The sequence below is a fragment of the Pedobacter lithocola genome (assembly GCF_042650845.1).
Lineage (GTDB): Bacteria > Bacteroidota > Bacteroidia > Sphingobacteriales > Sphingobacteriaceae > Pedobacter > Pedobacter lithocola.
Genome location: NZ_JBHSBW010000004.1, coordinates 55,766 through 74,159, shown reverse-complemented (window position 1 = coordinate 74,159; position 18,394 = coordinate 55,766). Strand labels below are relative to the sequence as shown.

Genomic DNA, 18,394 nt, shown 5'->3' with positions numbered 1-18,394 from the left:
ATTATTGTTTTAGAAGTTTGGTTTTGGTGGCTACAGGTGGTCAGATTAACTTTTGGTACTATCTTAAAAGTGCTATTTCCGCTATGCCTTACAGTTAATCATTTGTTCTTCTATTTTTCAAAAAATAGAAAGCCAAATTTCCGGCAATGATGATGTGATTTAGAATATTGGGTACTAAACCATAATATTTTGTAAAAATTTGAAAGCGTTCTTTCAGGCTTTCGCGATGTTTCTTTTTGCTCATGCCGCCAACTAAATATTTGGCAACATACCTATGTACATTAACAATATTTGATGATTTTTTAGCCGCTTTGATTATCCAATCAATATCCGAACTGTATTTGTACTGTAAATCGTAAGCTGTGGTAATGCTTTTTTTAATGTAAATCGCTTGGTGGCTAACACTCATTCCATACCTAAAGCTTTTCCAATCGAAAGATTCAGGTGCCTCATGTCGTCTTCGGCCCAAACTCTCCCATTTATCATTGTACATTTCTGTTTCGCCATAATAAATATCGGCACCTGGAGATGATTCAAATACTTCTTCCACAGTATGCTCATCATAAATTTCATCACCAGAATTCATAAATAAAATATAATCGCCTGTGGCTAAAGCCAATCCTTTATTCATTGCGTCGTATATTCCTTTATCAGGCTCTGAAACAATCTTCGAAATTTGACTTTTATATTTTTGAATAACCGCTAATGTACCATCTGTAGATGCACCATCGATAACCAAATACTCAATATCTTTAAAAGTTTGATTTACAATGGATTTAATTGTTCGTTCAATGTCTCGAACGTTATTGTACACAATGGTGATGATGGTTAATTTAGGCATGCTAATCCATTAGTTTTTTAAGCGTTTCGGCATCAGGTAAAACGCCCTTGTATGCTGTTGGCAAAACTGTACTTGTTTTATATGTAGAAACACCCATCGCCTTGTTAAAATCTTTGAAAGAAAATTCGACTATCTTATTTTTCTTTTCCTTACAAAGGATAATTCCAATTGATGCCCGTTCATGTGGCTGTTTTACATATTCATTATCTTCGATATTGATAAAATCCAGTAGGTATTCATCCTTTAACGATTGTAATGCTTTTTGCCTTACTTCATCATTGGTTATAGTTTTGAAATAGTTATTAGGCAAGCTGCCCGTTTTTTGAAAAGTTTGGTTATTTAAATGATTTTTTAGCGTGCTTAAACTCCAAAATTTTGATGCTGTTTTTTGAATATAAAATATCTTTTCCTCTATTTTCTGAGTTCCCTGTATAATTTCTAAATGATGCGAAAAACTTAATCCAAAAAATGATTTCTCCAATTTGGCCGACACTGTTGGTCTAAATGTAATCTCTTCTAAATCAATTGTTTGTAATTGGTCCGACAATGTTGGTCTAATTTGAGTTTGTTCTTCCCAAGATTCAAAAAAGAGTCTCATTCGCTTAATATTAGTTGAAGAAAAACCTCTTAAGCCAGGTAATTCTAATTGTAAATCAGCTGAAAGATTTTCGATAACTTTTGCTCCCCACTTTTCTTCTTTGATTTTATGAGAAATAAATTTACCTATAGCAAAGTAAAGGGTTAAAAGTTCTTTGTTAACAAGAGATGCAGCCCTATAGCGACTCTGTAAAATTGCTGATTTTAAGGCCTTGATATTTTCGAGATGGCTTTTAGATAGTTCCATTCTACTTCGGTTGCAAATCAATCAATGTTTTATACAAATGAATATGCTCTGCGGCAATAACTTTTTCAGAAAATTCATTCAAAATGCCTAATCTGGCAGCTTTTTGCACTTCCTCCTTATGTGGACGATGGTATAGCCATTCTATCCCGTTGGCTAAATCATCAGCATTTTTGTAAGCTGCTAAATAACCATTTTCTAAATGCTTAACCATATCTGGGATGCCACCTGTTGTAAAAGCAATAACTGGCGTAGCACAAGCAAGGCTTTCCATAACAGTATTAGGTAAATTATCTTCTAACGAGGGTGTTATGAAAGCGTCAGCGGCGGAGTAGCATTTGGCCAAATGTTCATCTTTGTCTATTGTGCCTAAAAAAGTTGTTTTAAATGGAAATTCGGGCATTTCTGCATTTTCTTTGTTCCCGAAAATTACCAGTTCTATTTGCTCCTTATTTATTCCTTTTCGTCTTGATAAAATCTCCAGCGCTTCTAGTAAATAAGGTGTTCCTTTATGTTTATCGTTTTTGGAGGGCATAAAGCCACTCATCAAAACAAATTTTTCTGGAACAATTTTAAGAATTTTCTTCGCCTCACTCTTTACATAAGGTTTAAAAATGTTGGTTTCGATGGTATTTGGAATTACACTTACTTTCCTGGTACCTAATAGGCTACTAAACTTAATCGAACTGGCCATCCAATTGCTTGGTGCTACAATTTGGAAGTTTAACTGAGTATAGGCTTTTTGTTTTCTTAACCAAGTTTTGTGCGAAACATCATTATCGCCACTAATCTTTAAAATGGGGCAATTACCACATTGTTGGTGAAAGTTTTCGCAGTCATAACGTACGTGGCAGCCACCTGTAAAGGCATTGCTATCATGAAAAGTCCAAACAATAGGCTTTTCCAGTTCATCTAATTCTGCCAAAAATTTTGGGGTTAAAAAGCCGTGATAAACCCAATGTAAATGAATAATATCTGCATTTTTAACCTCTGGATGGTTCTTTATAGAGCGACCAAACCATTGTAAACTAAATGGAGTTTTTACCGATTTGCTTAACCATTTAGCATAATATCTTTCAGAAAAAATATTATATACAGCCAACGCTTTTTGAAAAGGCGATTTGCTTAAGGTATCAATTTTTGGGTTTTGTCCGAGTTTATAATACACCAGAACCTTCGAGTCAATTCCCCTTGCATTAAGTGCATCGCTAAGTCGCAAACATGCTCTTCCTGCGCCACCGTTTCCATCGTAAGTATTTAAGTGTAATATCTTCAAATCAATTCAAAAATACATTTTATTGTTTACGAATATAAAATCTGTTTTGTATTTTCATCTTATTATTTATCGCTTTTTTTATTGGGAGTGTACTCAATCTTACAATTGAGTTCATCTTTCCAAAGCCAAACAAACAAAATCATGATCAAAACCCTATTTAAATCGCTATTGGCAATGGCGTTTTCGTTGCCACTCATTTCTTTGGCTCAAGGTCAAACTTACTTTGCAGCCTACCCAGCATTAACGCCCGATGCACAAACAATAGTATTCAGTTACGATGGTGATATCTGGAAAGTTCCGGTAAATGGAGGTTTGGCATCAAGAATTACCGCAATGCAAGGCGAAGAAATAAATCCAAAAATATCGCCAGATGGTAGATGGATGGCGTTTTCATCCAATCAATATGGAAACTACGATGTGTATATTATGCCTGTAACAGGAGGAGATATAAAGCAACTTACTTTTAATGATGCCAGTGATGAAGTGGATAATTGGAGTTGGGATTCTAAAACCATTTATTTTACCTCGGGTAGATTTAATTCATTTTCGAGTTATAAAGTTGGCATAAATGGTGGCACTGCAATACGGCTTTTTGAAAATTATTTTAACACTACGCATCATATTGCAGAAGCACCAAATGGTGAATTGTTTTTTAACGATACTTGGGAAAGCTATCGATTTGCGAATAGAAAGCATTATAAAGGGGCATATAATCCTGATATTCAATCTTATAATCCTAAAACAAAGGCTTATAAACAATACACAAATTACATTGGAAAAGATTTTTGGACTACCGTAGATGCGAAAGGCAATGTGTATTTTGTTTCTGATGAAGGCAATGAAGAATACAATCTATATACTTTTTTAGGAGGGAAGAAAACCAGCCTAACCAATTTTGATACATCTATAAAACGGCCATTTATAGCGGCAAATGGTTCTACTGTTGTTTTTGAAAAGGATTACCAGCTTTACACCTATAACGTTGCTACCAAGAAAACAGAGAAGGTTAATATTTCTACCTCGAGAAACCAGGTTTTAACTAAGGCACAAGAATACGATGTAAAAGGCAATATTTCTGCTTTTGATGTAGCGCCAGACGGGAAAAAAATTGCCTTTATTTCGCGGGGAGAATTATTTGTTAGCGATGCTGATGGTAAATTTATACGCAAAATTACCAATAGTGGCGAAAGAGCCTTGCAGTGCAAATGGCTTGCCGATAATAAAACAATTCTGTTTTCTCAAACATGGAATGGTTATCAAAACTGGTTTACCATAACAGGTGATGGGAAAGGAACCATTAAACAAATTACTAAAGACAAAGCAAACAATAGAGATATTACGCTGAATAAAACAAAAACAATGGGTGTTTATTTGAGCGGAAGAAATGAGCTAAAGCTATTGGATTTGAAAACTTTAGAAAGTAAAACAATTGTAACCGATGAATTTTGGGCAATTCAAAATTCTACCCCAAGTTTCTCTCCAAATGATGAATATGTACTATTTACAGCTTACAGAAATTTTGAGCAGGATATTTTAGTACATAGCATTAAAGCCAATAAAACCATTAATCTTACCAATACTGGAGTAACTGAAACTGGTGTAGCATGGTCGCCAGATGGAAAATACATTTACTTTACAAGCGCCCGAACAGAACCAGCATACCCATCAGGAAGTGATAACGTTCATATTTACCGTATGGCACTGAATAATTATGATGCGCCTTATCGTTCTGATAAGTTTGATGATTTATTTAAAGAAACTGCACCCGAGCCAAAAGATGTAAAACCTGTAATCGATAAAAAAAATACAAAAACAACAGACAGTGCAAAGAAGAAAACTGAAGTTAAGCCAACACCGAAACCAGCTAGTGTTATCACCATAAACACTCAAAATATTTTAGATAGAATAGAATTAGTTAGCCCGGCGTTTGGCTCCCAGTTTGGAACGGATGTTTTTGCCAAAGGCGATAAAACATATGTATTCTATTCTTCCAACCATGAAGGTGGAAAGTTTGGGATTTATCGTACCGTTATCGAGCCATTTGAGGCAAATAAGACAGAAAAAGTTGGTGATGGTGAAGAGTATAGCCTTGTTCAGGCGGGTGATAAATTTTTTGCACTTGCCGGTGGTGTAATAAGTAAATACAATCTTGATGGCAATAAATTGGATAAAATAGACCATGTATATAAGTTCGCTCGTAATTTAAATGCAGAGTTTAACCAAATGTTTTACGAAACCTGGGTTGGTCTGGATGAAAACTTCTATGATGAAAACTTTCATGGTGTAGATTGGGAAAAAATGAAAGCCCGATATTCGACTTATTTACCTTACGTAAATAATAGGAGCGATTTAAGGCTTTTATTAAATGATATGTTGGGTGAACTTAATTCATCGCACATGGGTTTTAACAGTTTTGGAGCCGAAGAGCGTAAAAGCCTAAACTACATTACCAACCAAACCGGAATTATGTTTGACAACGAAAATCCATATAAGGTAGAGCGAATTATTGCTAAAAGTAATGCATCTTATGGTACTGTAAATATTCTTCCCGGCGATGTTTTAACTGCTGTTAATGGAACACAAGTAGATGATAAATTAGATCGCGATTTTTATTTCAGCAAACCATCCTTAGATAAGGAAATGAATTTAACATTTACTCGCGGTGGGAAGGAAATATTCGTAAACATTCATCCTCAAAGTTCTGGAGCGTTAAAAACTAATTTATACGATGAGTGGATTGCCAAAAATCGTCAAAATGTAGATAAATGGGGTAACAATCGAATCGCCTATTCTTATATGAAAAACATGGGAGCTGGTGAGCTTGAACGTTTTATGTTAGATATGGTTGAGCAAGAAGAAAATAAAGATGCCATAATTTTAGATTTACGCTACAATACAGGTGGTAATGTACATGATGCCGTTTTGAAATTCCTATCTCAAAAACCTTATTTAAAATGGAAATACCGCGGTGGTAAATTGGCACCTCAAAGTAATTTTGGTCCGGCGGTTAAGCCAATTGTTTTATTGGTTAATGAACAATCTTTAAGCGATGCAGAGATGACAGCTGCGGGGTTTAAACAACTGAAGCTGGGCAAAATTATTGGTACAGAAACCTACCGTTGGATAATATTTACATCTGCTAAAGGCTTGGTAGATGGTTCTTCTTATCGTTTACCTTCTTGGGGTTGTTACACTATGGATGGGAAAAACATTGAAAAAGAAGGCGTAAAACCAGACATTTTCGTTAAAAACACTTTTGAAGATAGGCTAGCCGATAAAGACCCGCAATTGGAAAAAGCAGTTGCCGAGATATTGAAGGATTTGAAATAATGTATTTGATAAATTGCTGGATTGTTATGTTTTGTAAAATTTATCGGAAACAATTCAGCAATAAAACAATTCGTCAATCTTAACTTTCGATTTTCTTATTCTTTTCCGTTTCTTTGCGACTTTGAATTAATGTAAAAATGGCAAACTTATTAACCGACAGAGCATTTTGGGTAAATTATTGGGAAAGTAAAAAAGGTCTTGCTGTTAAACTTCCTGCTGATTATTTATTTCATAACCAACTTGCAGATATTATTAAAAAAGATAATGTAAAAACTGCAATCGAGCTTGGTGGTTTTCCGGGCTATTATGCTATTTTTTTAAAGAAATATTTTAAGCTGGATGTTACGCTTTTAGATTATTTCGTTCATCCTCCGGTTGTAAAAGAATTATTGGAAAAGAACGATTTAACTGATGCCGACATTCATATTATTGAAACTGATTTGTTTAATTATACACCAACACAGCAATACGATTTGGTATTAAGTTGTGGTTTAATAGAACATTTTACCGATACTGCTGATATCATTAACCGCCACATTGCTTTCGTAAAACCAGGTGGAACTTTGTTCATTACCTTGCCAAATTTCAAAGCTGTTAACGGATGGTTTCAAAAAAACTTCGACAAAGAAAATTACGATAAACACAACATTGATAGCATGAACCCTGAGTTACTGAAGTCAATTTGCGAAAAAGCTGGCTTAAAAGAAGTAAAGGCTGGTTATTTTGGTAAGTTTAGTGTTTGGTTAGAAAATGAATCTCAAAAATCAACAGGTGTTCGCTTATTCAAAAAACTTGTATGGCTTAGCGGAAAAGTTTTTACAAAGGTTATTCCTTTCGAAAGCAAAAGCTTGTCGCCATATATTATTTTAGAAGCACGAAAATAAATTACGGTGTCTTTTTATAAATCCCGAATTCGCTTAGCGTAATACAAACCGGCGATTTTGTAATGTTTAATCTAATTTTTGAAGTTGTAACGGGCTTATCCAATTTGATTAATCGCTTAGCGCCAACACTTGTTCCATCGTATATTTTCTTCCACTCATTATTTTCGAAAACCTCGATATTAAATTCCTCTATTCTTTGTCCTAAAGGAATGTATTCCTGCAGGCTGATGATGTCGAAAGTTTTAGCAGTCTTTAAATCTAACTCTAATTTCGCCGTGTGGATATTATCTGCTGTTGCCCAATAAGTCTGCTTATTATTATCTAAAAGTTTAGCAACACCAAAAGCGTTACCTCGAATATTATTAGCCTTTACAGTTGCTTTCACAGCTAAATTATTTGCAAAGGTATGTTTAACCATATCACCGAATACTTTTAAAGATGCTACATCGTCTTCATGCAATTGTCCGCGGGTATCAGGCGCTAAACCTAAATCTAAACCAGCGCCATGGCCAACGCTTTGCAAGTATAAATCAAACAAGGTTTCCGGCGTTTTTGGTTTTTCTGTAGGATGATAAAACCAGCCTTTTCTTAGCGGTACATCACATTCCGCAGGCATCCAATATTTCCCATTTCTAATACCCATTGGGCTTTGTGGATAGTTTGCCTGCCCCGGAACAGCCACATTTTTTCCTTCAGGAGGAAGGGGTGTAAAAGTTGCCCAGCTGGTTTCTGCTGCGGTTCCATCTTCACTACCAACCCAACGAATATCTAACCCAATATCACTGAAAATATTTGCCATAGGCTGCATTTTTCTGGTGATGCCCCATGTGTTATTCCAATCGTAATAGGTTGTATTATCAATAGAACGCTTCTCTTTGGCGCCTCCGTAATAACCATCTCCGCCATTTGCACCATCATGCCAACTCATAAAAAGCTCACCGTAATTGCTATAAAGCTCTTTAAGCTGTGCCTGATAAATGGCTAAATATTTCGAAGTACCATAATTGGCATTATTTCTATCCCATGGAGAACAATAAACGCCAAAACTTAAACCATTCTTTCTGGTAGCTTGCTCAATTTCTTTAACCAAATCACCTTGTCCATTCCTGAATGGGCTTTTAGAAATATTATATTCAGTTGTTTTAGTAGGCCATAATGCAAAGCCATCATGGTGTTTTGCAACCAATATAATTCCTTTTAAGCCACCGGCTTTTGCTGCGCTAATAATCTGCTCGGCATTAAAATCTGTCGGATTGAAGGTTTTCGGGTCAGCATCACCAAACCCCCATTCTTTATTTTCGAAAGTTGTTGGTGTAAAATGTATCAATCCATAAACTTCAATATCGTGCCATGCTAATTGCCTTTTTGATGGTAACGCTCCATAGGGCTCTGGCGCTTTTTGGGCATTTGTTAGTGTAGCAAATGAAAGAAGTAGGATAGTTAGGAATTTCATAATTGGGAATGTAAATACAAGGATAATAAATTATGTTTGTTTATTAATTTTCTCCTTAATAAACCGCTTAATTCTTTCCCAAAGATTTCCCTTACGATTAGATAAGAATTTTTTTATGGTTTGATAAGCCTCAAGATTTTCTTCAATTACAGCAGGAAATTCGGTTATTGGTTTAGGGTTGATGATAACATTATAAATATCGTTAATGCCCGAATGAACGCCAGTACCATCATGGCCAATATTATTAACCAAGGATTGCGAAGGATTTAGCGTTAAACCACCTTTTAAAAAAATTGAAGCATACCAGCGGATTGCCCAGCTATTATTTTTGCCACTTTTGAATTCCTGCATCTGTTTCCAAAAATTCATGGTATTATCTATAGCAAAGGCTGATTTTTTCTTCCCGTCAAATTGCTTTATCAAGGTATCAATATCCGGTTCAAAATTTTTCCAGGCTCTTGCCCAGGTAGCCCAGCCCCAACTTGTTGCTGCTCTATAAAAAAATGTTTCTGGAAGTTCTTCGTGTTTTAATGGATACATGTATGCACCGATATGCATCACTTTCTCATCGTTTGCGTAACGAGTTAAACCTTCATTAAAATAGGTTAAGGTATGCGGGGAAGTAACTAAATCATCTTCAAAAACAATTACTTTTCCATAGTCGTTTATTAATTGGGTAACGCCTGCAATAACCGAGTTTGCTAAACCAGCATTTGTTTTGCGTTCAATAACCTTAACAGATTTAAAGCCATCAGTTTTATTGATAATAGCCCTAACCTCCGCAACTTTTTCTTCATCCTGCTTGGTTTTAGCTCCATCAGAAAAAATAAACAATCTACTTTCTGCTGCAAGATTGTTCTGCTGCAAAAACTTAATTGTTCGTTCGGTATGTTTCGGACGATTGTAAACAAATAGTGCTATAGGAGCAAGGTTTTGCATGTTAGGTTCTTTACCATTTAAGAAATTGCTAATTTCTAGTTTAATATATTTTTCTATTTGAGTGAGGTATTGCAACTTAGATCTTTACCATTTAAGGAATATAAGATTCATATAAGCCTGAAACCAAACTTAAAATGGATGTTTTTATGAATAGAGACTTAATAAAACATGAGCTTATATTTTCTTACATTTCTTATATGGTGAATTTAAAATATATGTAGGTTAGAATCCGATTTTTGTGTTAAAACCGTATAAGCATTAGCAAATTGTTCTTGCTTTTTTCTACCTAAAAAATTGCCTAAAGCTTTTTTTATTCGATATTCTAATTCAATTTTTAAATTTTTGCTAAAAGTTTTAGGTGCTTTTCTATTAACAAACTCATTAAATTTAACAGTTTCTGGTGCCGTCATAGAAACTTTATCTTCTAAAATCTCTAAGCCTTCACTTTGTAGTAAAAATCTAAGCGAAGTTGGTGTGTACATGTTAATGTGCCCATAATCTAAAAAGTGTTTCATTCTCGAATCTACACCAAAACGATAATCCTTAGGCACTTCTACAACTATGTATTTTGCAACCCTTTTTAACTCACGCAGTAAAATTCTTTCATGTTCAACGTGTTCCAAAACATGTGCAAGAATGACTAAATCGAAGGCATCATCTTCATAAGGAATTTTATATCCATCAAATGTTTGTGCTTCTTTTAGCAGTGATAATTTTCGGTCTCTTATAATATCAACACCACTTTGGGCTATTTCTAAAGCATTCAGTTCGGGTGCAAAGCGCCATTCATTCAGAAAATGAAGGATACTTCCATCGCCTGCGCCTACCTCCAGAACCTTTTTTGGTTTTATGTTTTTGCATACATCAATAATGTTTTGAGCCTTATATTTTGCACCAAGCATTCGCCAAGCTACATCGCTATTGGTGTAAAAATTATCGTAAGCTGTTTTTACTTCTTCGCTTATCATAAAATCCAGTATGAAGTTTAAATGCCTAAGCAGTTATCTGCTTTGTAAAAAACGGATGTTGCTTTTTCGTAAAACAAGCCTGGGGAAATTCCGCTGAAACTGATCTCTTTAAATCCTTTCTCTTGTAAAAAAATTCTTGCATGGTGGTATGTGCGGCGTTCACTATCATCCAAAACCAATACTCCATTTGCTGATAAAGCATCTACACTGTATTTGCAACAGTTTACTCTATCGCGACCGTCAACAATAATAATATCGAATTTTTTATCTAATAAAGTTGCCTTTTTAGCATACTCGCCATCTCGTTCTAAATGGCAAAAAATCATTTCTGCATTTGCCGGACTGCTATTTTTAACTTTATCATACCAACCTTTATCATGCTCTACTGCAGTAACTGTAGCTGCTCTTTCTGCATAAAAAAGAGTAGAATTTCCTGAGCCGTATTCAAAAATATGATGGCTTTTTTTAATTCGAAAGTTTATAAAGTCGATAAAAGAATAGGTTACCCAGGGAAGCGCATTGCCTTTCCCATCTACAGCCTGTTTTTTATCGAAAGCAGTAAACCAGCCGATGCTGTTTAAATAGCCTTTATGTCCGTAAGATAATAATGCCTTTAGCCTGTTTGGCTTAGCAATTAGTGTTGTTAATGCTTTTAGAGTACTCAACGTTTAAATATTTTTTGAAATGCCGTCACCAAAAATAACGATTTTAACATCATTATACCTTGATGGCGGGTTTTCGGGATTAATAAAAGATAAAAAGTGGATATGAAGCAAGCGATTAGTGTGGCGATTGATGCCCCTAAGCCACCGTATAATGGTATTAGCCATATATTCAACAATACATTAATTATGGCCCCAGCAGCAGTTCTGTAAAATGAAATTTTTGTAAACCCTTCGGCTACTAAATATTGAGAACTTGCGCTTCCTAAAAACACAAAAATACCCGACCAAATGTGGATTGATAACATTGGTCCGGCGCCTTCATATTTTCCTTGATAGATAAATTGAATAATAGCAGAGCCAAAAAAACTGATAAATAGCGCAACAGGTAAACTTATATAAACCAATAAATCATACAAATTTCCAAGCCGCTTTTGATACCTTTCTAAATCAGTTTTTCGAGCGTGCAAAAGCGCAGGGAAAACTGACGTAACAATTGCAACCGGAATAAAATACCAAGCCTCGCTTAAATTTTGTGCAGAACTATATATACCAACAGCTTTACTGCCAACGCTTTTAAGCATCACTACATCTATTTTCATGTAAATGGAAACCATTACAGCAGAAAGTATAAGTGGAGATGATTTTATTAATAATGATTTAGCTCTTTGCTTGTTAAAGTGCCAGTCAAAGATATTTAGTCCTCTTTTTTGATAAACGATTATTAGCCCAACTGCTAAAATTAATCCTTCCAAAACATAGGCAAATACAATATAAATTAATGGCAGCTTAAGCGTAATAATTGCAACTTTGATTAATGATATTACAATCAGGCTGATATTTTGTACCTGAACTACATATTTAGATTGTACCTGCGATTGAAAATATGCATCGATTACATTAAAAGATTTGAAAAAGGATGCAAAGGCGAGCAATCCTACCAATAGGGTTAAAGGTTCGCCAGGATTGGGGCTTAAATTATGGCTTATTAAATATATCCCTATTGCTACCGGAATTAAAATTGCATTTGTTGCAATTCGCAACCATAAGGATGTGCCTAAAATTTCATCTCTATGATTTGGCTCCTGAATAATTTCCCTGATGATAAAGGTATCTAGCCCTAAAGCACCCACCGCGGCCAGAATTGCCACCAGTGATAATCCGAAATTTAAATCGCCAAAAAGAATCGGTCCTAAGTACCTTGCTATTAAAAGACTTACAATTAAGCTAAGGCCTTTACCAAACATCAACCAACCCGTATTTTTTAAATACTTGTTAAATGCTTCCTCATCAAAACCTTTTATTGCGGGTAATTTCATTAAAGCAAAGATGTAAAATTTAAACGCTTTGCTGAAAACTCTTTTCTATGCGAATCAATTGCTTTAAATGATGTTTTAAGTGAATTTCGATAAATCTAAACCATTGTTTTGCATTTAAATAACCTAACCTTGGGTGCTTTGTTTTTGAATGCAAATTAGCCGTAGCAATTAAAGGATAGGTTAAATCTAGCGCCTTTTCAAATTCTAAAATAAAATCTAATGCTTCTGCTTTACTTATCTTTTTCACCCTCTCAGCAAGCCTTTTTGGTACTTTGTATTTTTTTGCAGGCGGGAAAGATCCAAAAAACAAAATCAGTTTTACTGCAAAATGTGTTGACTGTTTTTCTCCGTTTCCTTTTGCAGCATTCTCTAAAGCTAATAGCGAAAGTAAACTAGAGTCGAAGATATGAGCATAAACTTCACTGTAACTCCAGCCATTAATTGGTGGCATTGTTTGAAAAATATCATCAGGATATAAAGATAGTTTTGCCTTATAGGCATCAATGATATGATGAAGTGAAGTTTTAACTTTGCTCGAATTCATAAATAAAGATAGCAGATAAGCTTAGAATAAAGTTAGTAACTCTTCTAAATGGATAATTTCTTTTTTAACATCTAAAGGTTTTTCTTTTTTGGTGGGATTAAAAAAGATCGCTTCCATACCAAAATTTAATGCACCATATATATCGGCTTCTAAGCTATCACCAATCATAATACTTTCTTCTTTAGCTGCTTTGGCTTTATTTAATGCATGTTCGAAGATAACCGGATTAGGTTTGTTCGCACCAACATCTTCTGATATGATAACATTTTTGAAATATGGATTTAATCCAGAAAGATCCATTTTGGTTAAGGTAGTTTCTTTGAATCCGTTCGATATAATGTGAAGCGTGTATTTTTCTTTTAAGTAACTTAATACGTTTTCTGCTCCATCAAACAAGTTTGTTTTAGTAGGTGAGATGCTAACATAATCATCTTCAAACTGGTGCGGAACGGCATCCGGCTGAATGCCTAGCTGGAGAAATGTTTTATTGAATCTTTCAGCTCTTAAAAAATCTTTAGTGATTTTTCCTAAGTGATAATCTGCCCAAAGCTGGTGGTTATTTTCGGTATATGTGCTTATAAATTCTTCGCATGATTTTAATCCTAATTCCTGAAGATTGTAAACTCGGTACAACTCATTTAAAGTTTCTTCTGCATTACGGTCAAAATCCCAAATGGTATGGTCTAGGTCGAAAAAAATGTGTTTTTTGTTTTCCAAAATTTTTAAATAGTTAAAACATTGAACGGTTAAAACGTTGAAATGTTTAGGTTGGATATTATTTTATGATGAGTAAATCTTGGTCATTATAAAATTCTGTTAAAATAATCCTTTTTAAATTTTTTCACCATAAGCTAAATCTCCTGCATCACCTAAACCTGGCACTATGTAAGCCTTGCTAGTCATTTCTTCATCAATTGCACCAAGCCACAGTTTGGCTTTTGGCAGGTTAGCTTTCACATGTGCAATGCCTTCTATGCTGGCAATAGCAGCTACAATATGCAATTCTGCAACCTTATATCGGTTCATTAATTCTTTACAACACATAACCATACTTTGCCCGGTTGCTAGCATTGGGTCTGCCATTATCAATACCCTGCCATCTAAATCAGGCGTTGAGATGTAGTCCATTTGAATAACAAAATCGCCATTCTTTTTAACTTTTCTGTAAGCAGATATAAAGCAACACTCAGCCTTATCAAAAATATTTAGCAAGCCTTGCTGTAGTGGTAGACCGGCTCGTAAAATTGTAGCCAATACGGGTTGTGTTTCCAAAACATCACATTGTGAAATTCCTAAGGGAGTTGTTACCTCTTTGGTGATGAATTTAAGCGATTTACTGATTTCAAATGCAAAAAACTCACCCAATCGCTCCATGTTTTTGCGGAAACGCATAGAATCTTTTTGAATGTTTTCATCACGGAGTTCGGCAATGAAAGTATTGGCAATAGATTTTGTCTTACTTAAATCGAATGTCATCATATTTAATTTAGTCTGCATATTTTAACTTCATTTTAAGCCAAATGGTAACTATTCATAATCAATTAAAAACTTGCCTTAAATGTTTTATCCGGATATAAAATTTTTGTGCTTTTTCTTACATCGCCCTTAACTACATGTACAATACTCATTTGATCGTCAAACATATCGTATAAGATCGTACTGCTTACATCAATAGATTTTGGTGCGCTAATTTTTTCTGCTTCTAGATAAATATTTATGGCTTCATGGTCTTGCTCAAAACCAATATAATTTAAAGCTAAAACTTTGCCGTTGGTTTTAATCTGCAAATGAGATAACAAATATTTCTTAATTAGAGCGTCCATTTGTGTTTTAAGCGCCGGATTAGATAGATCTGTTTTCTGTTTGTATAGTTTTGCCAAAACAGATTCAAAATCATCACTAAATACCTTCGTGCTAATTTCGAGTGTTTTATCTTTTGCGTTAACATTTACTTCAGTCGTACTTACATGTAGTGGATGTTTTACTGCTTTTGTACCACTGATAAACGCAAAAACTAATAATAAGGTAACAAATTTGGTATTTAAGAAATGCATTTATATCGATTTTGCCTTTTTTATAATTAAAACTTTAATTTTATGCAATCAAAAATACTAAAGCTTCGCTCACAAAGCTAATTTATTATAATGCCGTTACAAGATTTTATCTTTTACTTTAAATTAGGTTGGGAACACATCATAAGCGCCGATGCTTTAGATCATCAATTGTTCATTTTGGCTTTAGTAGCCATTTATAGCTATCACAATTTAAAGCAAGTTTTAATTTTAGTAACAGCTTTTACAATTGGGCATTCGTTAACTTTATTTTTAAGTGTAACTGATGTTATCCGCTTTGAAAGTAAATGGGTAGAGTTTTTAATCCCTTGCACCATTGTTTTTACCGCTGTTAGTAATTTGTTTATTAAAGATTTTTCTTTAAAATCAATAAAAATAAACTACTATTTGGCATTGATTTTTGGTTTAATACATGGCATGGGTTTCGCAAACTCGATACGAATGATGTTAGCCAAAGACCAAAATATTGGCTGGGGACTTTTTGGTTTTAATGTTGGTTTAGAAGCAGGACAAATTTTTGTAGTTATTATAATTTTAGCTGCTACATTTATAATTTTAAATTATAGTAAGATAAAACGCCCAAGTTGGGTTTTATTTATATCAGCAGCCGTATTTAGCCTGGCTTTAAAAATGGCTTTAGAGAGAATCCCATTTTAATAGAATATAAACATGAATAAACTATTTACATTAACAGGTTTAATGGCTTTTGCCGGAAGCTTGGCAATGGCTCAGAACATTCAAAACAACCCTGGAAGCAACCATGGAAACAAATTTGAACAGTTAGGAACCATTTTGCCTACACCAAATGAACAGCGTACTGCAAGTGGCGCACCCGGTGTAAAATACTGGCAACAGCGGGCAGACTACAATATTAAGTGTACACTTGATGAAAAAAATCTCTTGTTAACAGGAAGCGAAACCGTAACCTACACCAACAATTCGCCCGATCCCTTAACTTACATTTGGTTACAGCTTGATGAAAATGAGCACAGTACTGATAAGAGTGCAAATTATCAGGATGCAACAAAAATGCCTGCAGTTGGAACTACTCAAAGCATTGATAACCTTAGTTCTACAGCAAATAATGGTTTTGGTATAAACGTTTTAAAATTAACTGATGCAACTGGTAAAAAGTTAAGCTATACAGTTAATAAAACTATGATGAGGATTGATTTGCCTGTAGCATTAAGAACCGGGCAGAAATATATTTTTAACATAGATTGGAATTATAAAATTACCGATAGAATGTCTGTTGGTGGTCGTGGTGGTTACGAGTTTTTCCCTGCTGATGGGAACTACCTGTTTACTATGGCACAATGGTATCCTCGTTTATGTGTTTACAGCGATTTTCAAGGTTGGCAAAATCATCAATTTACAGGTAGAGGCGAGTTTGCACTTACTTTTGGCGATTTCAAAGTACAAATGACAGTTCCTGCTGATCACTTAGTGGGTTCGACAGGAGAATGTATTAATTATAGTGCGGTACTAAACCCAACGCAGTTAAGTAGATACAATTCTGCAAAAACTGCAAGCGCACCAGTAGAAATACAAACGCTTGCCGAAGCTAAAACCGCTGAAAGCAAAAAAGCTACCGGAACTAAAACCTGGATTTTTCAGGCAAATAACGTTCGCGATTTTGCATGGACAGCCTCTCGTAAATTTATTTGGGATGCAATGCCACAAAAAATTGCGGCAAATAACAATACCGTAATGTGTATGAGTTTTTACGGAAAAGAAGCTTACAATCTATACAGCAAATTTTCTACTCGTGCAGTAGCACACACCATCAAAACCTATTCTGATTATACAATTCCTTATCCTTATCCGGTTGCGCAAAGTATAGAAGCTGCAAATGGAATGGAATACCCAATGATTTGTTTCAATTACGGTCGTACTGATGCTGATGGAACTTATAGCGAAAGCACTAAAAATGGTATGCTTGGCGTAATCATTCACGAGGTTGGGCATAACTTTTTCCCTATGATTGTGAATAGTGATGAGCGCCAGTGGACATGGATGGATGAAGGCTTAAACTCATTTGTAGAGTATTTAACTGAAGAACTTTGGGATAATACTTTCCCAAGTAAAAAAGGTCCGGCTTATACAATTGTTGATTACATGAAGTTACCAAAAGATGAGTTGGAACCAATCATGACAAATTCTGAAAACATCGCTCGTTTTGGTCCGAATGCTTATTCAAAACCCGCAACAGGTTTAAATATCCTTCGTGAAACCATTATGGGTAGAGAACTTTTTGATTATGCCTTTAAAGAATACTCTAGAAGATGGGCTTTTAAACACCCACAACCTGCCGATCTGTTTCGTACGATGGAAGATGCAAGTGGCGAGGATTTAGATTGGTTTTGGAGAGGTTGGTTTTATGGAACAGAACCTTGCGATATTGCTTTAGATACGGTTAAGTTTGCAAAAGCAGATTTCCCGACTACAATTCCCGAAGCTAGATCTAGAATGATTAAGGTTGATAAACCAGCGGTTAATGCTTTTCAGGATATTTCTAAAATTAGAAATCGTGAAGATAAAAAGATTAGTTTTTATACCGATAAAACCCCTGCAGCACAAGATTTCTATTATAAATACGATAGAGGATTGGTTTCTGTTGATACGGCAACCGCAGTAAAAACTGTTGGTTCAGTGCCATTGGATGTTGTGCCAGCAGCCGACCAGCAGAAATATGAAAATAAGTTTTTCTATGAATTAAATTTCAGCAATAAAGGCGGATTGGTTATGCCGATTATTGTTGAATTTACCTACAAAGATGGTTCAAAAGACATCGACAGAATTCCTGCTCAAGTATGGAGACATAATGAATTAAAAACCTCAAAATTTTATGTAAAGGATAAAGAAGTAGAATCTATTTTGATTGACCCGTTAAGAGAAACAGCTGATATCGATACCTCAAATAACACTTGGGGTGGTAAAGCAAAAGAAAGTAAGTTTAAAGTTTTCAAAGCTAAAGCGGCATCTTCTGTTCGTGGCCAATCGGTTGGTGTAAATCCAATGCAAAAAGCTGCGGGTAAATAGACTCAGATTTTATTATTATTTTAATTGGCAGGGCCTCGTTGAAAATCAGCGAGGCTTTGCTTTTTGGCTTCGCGGATTTTGGCGATTAATAAACAACAGCTTTGACAACTTTTTAAAAGTTGTCAAAGCTAACTTACTGTGATTCATCTTGCCACCTTTATTGACCGTTGTCGATCAATTTAAAGCTAAATAGTAATGAACTTTCCTGACTTTTGCCTGTTTA

Annotated in this window: 16 protein-coding genes; 4 read left to right on the top strand and 12 right to left on the bottom strand. The window is 34.9% G+C overall.

Annotated features, from left to right (window positions below):
* Positions 1–94 precede the first annotated feature (94 nt).
* Genes ACFOWA_RS02250 through ACFOWA_RS02240 form a run of 3 tightly spaced genes read right to left on the bottom strand, consistent with a single transcriptional unit; the run spans position 95 to position 2,958 of the window.
* Entirely contained in the window at positions 95–841 is a 747-nt protein-coding gene (locus ACFOWA_RS02250; RefSeq protein ID WP_378981345.1) for a glycosyltransferase family 2 protein, read from the bottom strand.
* A gap of 1 nt (position 842) precedes the next feature.
* Positions 843–1,685 (bottom strand): PDDEXK nuclease domain-containing protein, encoded by an 843-nt coding sequence (locus ACFOWA_RS02245; RefSeq protein WP_378981343.1) that lies wholly within the window; start codon positions 1,683–1,685, stop codon positions 843–845.
* A gap of 1 nt (position 1,686) precedes the next feature.
* Positions 1,687–2,958, bottom strand: a complete 1,272-nt coding sequence (locus ACFOWA_RS02240; protein WP_378981341.1) for a glycosyltransferase family 4 protein — start codon at positions 2,956–2,958, stop codon at positions 1,687–1,689.
* 141 nt (positions 2,959–3,099) lie between these two features.
* Between ACFOWA_RS02240 and ACFOWA_RS02235 the strand changes: the two genes are divergently transcribed.
* Complete coding sequence (locus ACFOWA_RS02235; protein WP_378981339.1) at positions 3,100–6,288, top strand: S41 family peptidase; 3,189 nt, start codon at positions 3,100–3,102, stop codon at positions 6,286–6,288.
* 137 nt (positions 6,289–6,425) lie between these two features.
* The gene (locus ACFOWA_RS02230; protein ID WP_378981337.1) at positions 6,426–7,172 is read left to right on the top strand and encodes a class I SAM-dependent methyltransferase; all 747 of its coding nucleotides are present in this window, start codon (positions 6,426–6,428) and stop codon (positions 7,170–7,172) included.
* Between the two features lies 1 nt (position 7,173).
* Here ACFOWA_RS02230 and ACFOWA_RS02225 read toward each other — a convergent pair whose 3' ends face one another.
* From ACFOWA_RS02225 to ACFOWA_RS02185, 9 genes are all read right to left on the bottom strand, one after another.
* Positions 7,174–8,625, bottom strand: coding sequence for an alpha-L-fucosidase (locus ACFOWA_RS02225; protein ID WP_378981335.1), 1,452 nt, complete (start codon positions 8,623–8,625; stop codon positions 7,174–7,176).
* A gap of 30 nt (positions 8,626–8,655) precedes the next feature.
* Positions 8,656–9,564 carry a sugar transferase gene (locus ACFOWA_RS02220; RefSeq protein ID WP_378981413.1) on the bottom strand — a complete coding sequence of 303 codons (909 nt, stop codon included), beginning with the start codon at positions 9,562–9,564 and terminating at the stop codon, positions 8,656–8,658.
* Between the two features lie 206 nt (positions 9,565–9,770).
* A complete protein-coding gene (locus tag ACFOWA_RS02215; RefSeq protein WP_378981333.1) occupies positions 9,771–10,532 on the bottom strand; it encodes a class I SAM-dependent methyltransferase in 762 nt (253 codons plus the stop codon).
* A gap of 17 nt (positions 10,533–10,549) precedes the next feature.
* Positions 10,550–11,197 carry an FkbM family methyltransferase gene (locus ACFOWA_RS02210; RefSeq protein ID WP_378981331.1) on the bottom strand — a complete coding sequence of 216 codons (648 nt, stop codon included), beginning with the start codon at positions 11,195–11,197 and terminating at the stop codon, positions 10,550–10,552.
* Complete coding sequence (locus ACFOWA_RS02205; protein WP_378981329.1) at positions 11,194–12,513, bottom strand: flippase; 1,320 nt, start codon at positions 12,511–12,513, stop codon at positions 11,194–11,196. The genes ACFOWA_RS02210 and ACFOWA_RS02205 overlap by 4 nt, the downstream gene beginning before the upstream one ends.
* A gap of 19 nt (positions 12,514–12,532) precedes the next feature.
* Positions 12,533–13,057 carry a DinB family protein gene (locus ACFOWA_RS02200; RefSeq protein ID WP_378981327.1) on the bottom strand — a complete coding sequence of 175 codons (525 nt, stop codon included), beginning with the start codon at positions 13,055–13,057 and terminating at the stop codon, positions 12,533–12,535.
* A gap of 21 nt (positions 13,058–13,078) precedes the next feature.
* Positions 13,079–13,777, bottom strand: coding sequence for a YjjG family noncanonical pyrimidine nucleotidase (locus ACFOWA_RS02195; protein WP_378981411.1), 699 nt, complete (start codon positions 13,775–13,777; stop codon positions 13,079–13,081).
* Between the two features lie 111 nt (positions 13,778–13,888).
* The gene (gene upp / locus ACFOWA_RS02190) at positions 13,889–14,533 is read right to left on the bottom strand and encodes a uracil phosphoribosyltransferase (RefSeq protein WP_378981409.1); all 645 of its coding nucleotides are present in this window, start codon (positions 14,531–14,533) and stop codon (positions 13,889–13,891) included.
* Between the two features lie 65 nt (positions 14,534–14,598).
* A complete protein-coding gene (locus ACFOWA_RS02185) occupies positions 14,599–15,111 on the bottom strand; it encodes a DUF6702 family protein (RefSeq protein WP_378981325.1) in 513 nt (170 codons plus the stop codon).
* 90 nt (positions 15,112–15,201) lie between these two features.
* On the opposite strand from ACFOWA_RS02185, the gene ACFOWA_RS02180 reads away from it, so the two are divergent.
* Together ACFOWA_RS02180 and ACFOWA_RS02175 are read left to right on the top strand one after the other, a co-directional pair.
* Positions 15,202–15,786: a HupE/UreJ family protein gene (locus tag ACFOWA_RS02180; RefSeq protein ID WP_378981323.1), complete on the top strand. Its 585-nt coding sequence runs from the start codon at positions 15,202–15,204 to the stop codon at positions 15,784–15,786.
* 12 nt (positions 15,787–15,798) lie between these two features.
* Positions 15,799–18,171, top strand: a complete 2,373-nt coding sequence (locus ACFOWA_RS02175; protein WP_378981321.1) for a M1 family metallopeptidase — start codon at positions 15,799–15,801, stop codon at positions 18,169–18,171.
* Positions 18,172–18,394 lie beyond the last annotated feature (223 nt).

Excerpts from the sequence above, each read along its gene's own strand:
- ACFOWA_RS02250 (WP_378981345.1), bottom strand. The coding sequence starts at position 841 with ATGCCTAAATTAACCATCATCACCATTGTGTACAATAACGTTCGAGAC.
- ACFOWA_RS02245 (WP_378981343.1), bottom strand. The coding sequence starts at position 1,685 with ATGGAACTATCTAAAAGCCATCTCGAAAATATCAAGGCCTTAAAATCA.
- ACFOWA_RS02235 (WP_378981339.1), top strand. The coding sequence starts at position 3,100 with ATGATCAAAACCCTATTTAAATCGCTATTGGCAATGGCGTTTTCGTTG.
- ACFOWA_RS02230 (WP_378981337.1), top strand. The coding sequence starts at position 6,426 with ATGGCAAACTTATTAACCGACAGAGCATTTTGGGTAAATTATTGGGAA.
- ACFOWA_RS02225 (WP_378981335.1), bottom strand. The coding sequence starts at position 8,625 with ATGAAATTCCTAACTATCCTACTTCTTTCATTTGCTACACTAACAAAT.
- ACFOWA_RS02220 (WP_378981413.1), bottom strand. The coding sequence starts at position 9,564 with ATGCAAAACCTTGCTCCTATAGCACTATTTGTTTACAATCGTCCGAAA.
- ACFOWA_RS02215 (WP_378981333.1), bottom strand. The coding sequence starts at position 10,532 with ATGATAAGCGAAGAAGTAAAAACAGCTTACGATAATTTTTACACCAAT.
- ACFOWA_RS02205 (WP_378981329.1), bottom strand. The coding sequence starts at position 12,513 with ATGAAATTACCCGCAATAAAAGGTTTTGATGAGGAAGCATTTAACAAG.
- ACFOWA_RS02200 (WP_378981327.1), bottom strand. The coding sequence starts at position 13,057 with ATGAATTCGAGCAAAGTTAAAACTTCACTTCATCATATCATTGATGCC.
- upp (WP_378981409.1), bottom strand. The coding sequence starts at position 14,533 with ATGACATTCGATTTAAGTAAGACAAAATCTATTGCCAATACTTTCATT.
- ACFOWA_RS02185 (WP_378981325.1), bottom strand. The coding sequence starts at position 15,111 with ATGCATTTCTTAAATACCAAATTTGTTACCTTATTATTAGTTTTTGCG.
- ACFOWA_RS02180 (WP_378981323.1), top strand. The coding sequence starts at position 15,202 with ATGCCGTTACAAGATTTTATCTTTTACTTTAAATTAGGTTGGGAACAC.
- ACFOWA_RS02175 (WP_378981321.1), top strand. The coding sequence starts at position 15,799 with ATGAATAAACTATTTACATTAACAGGTTTAATGGCTTTTGCCGGAAGC.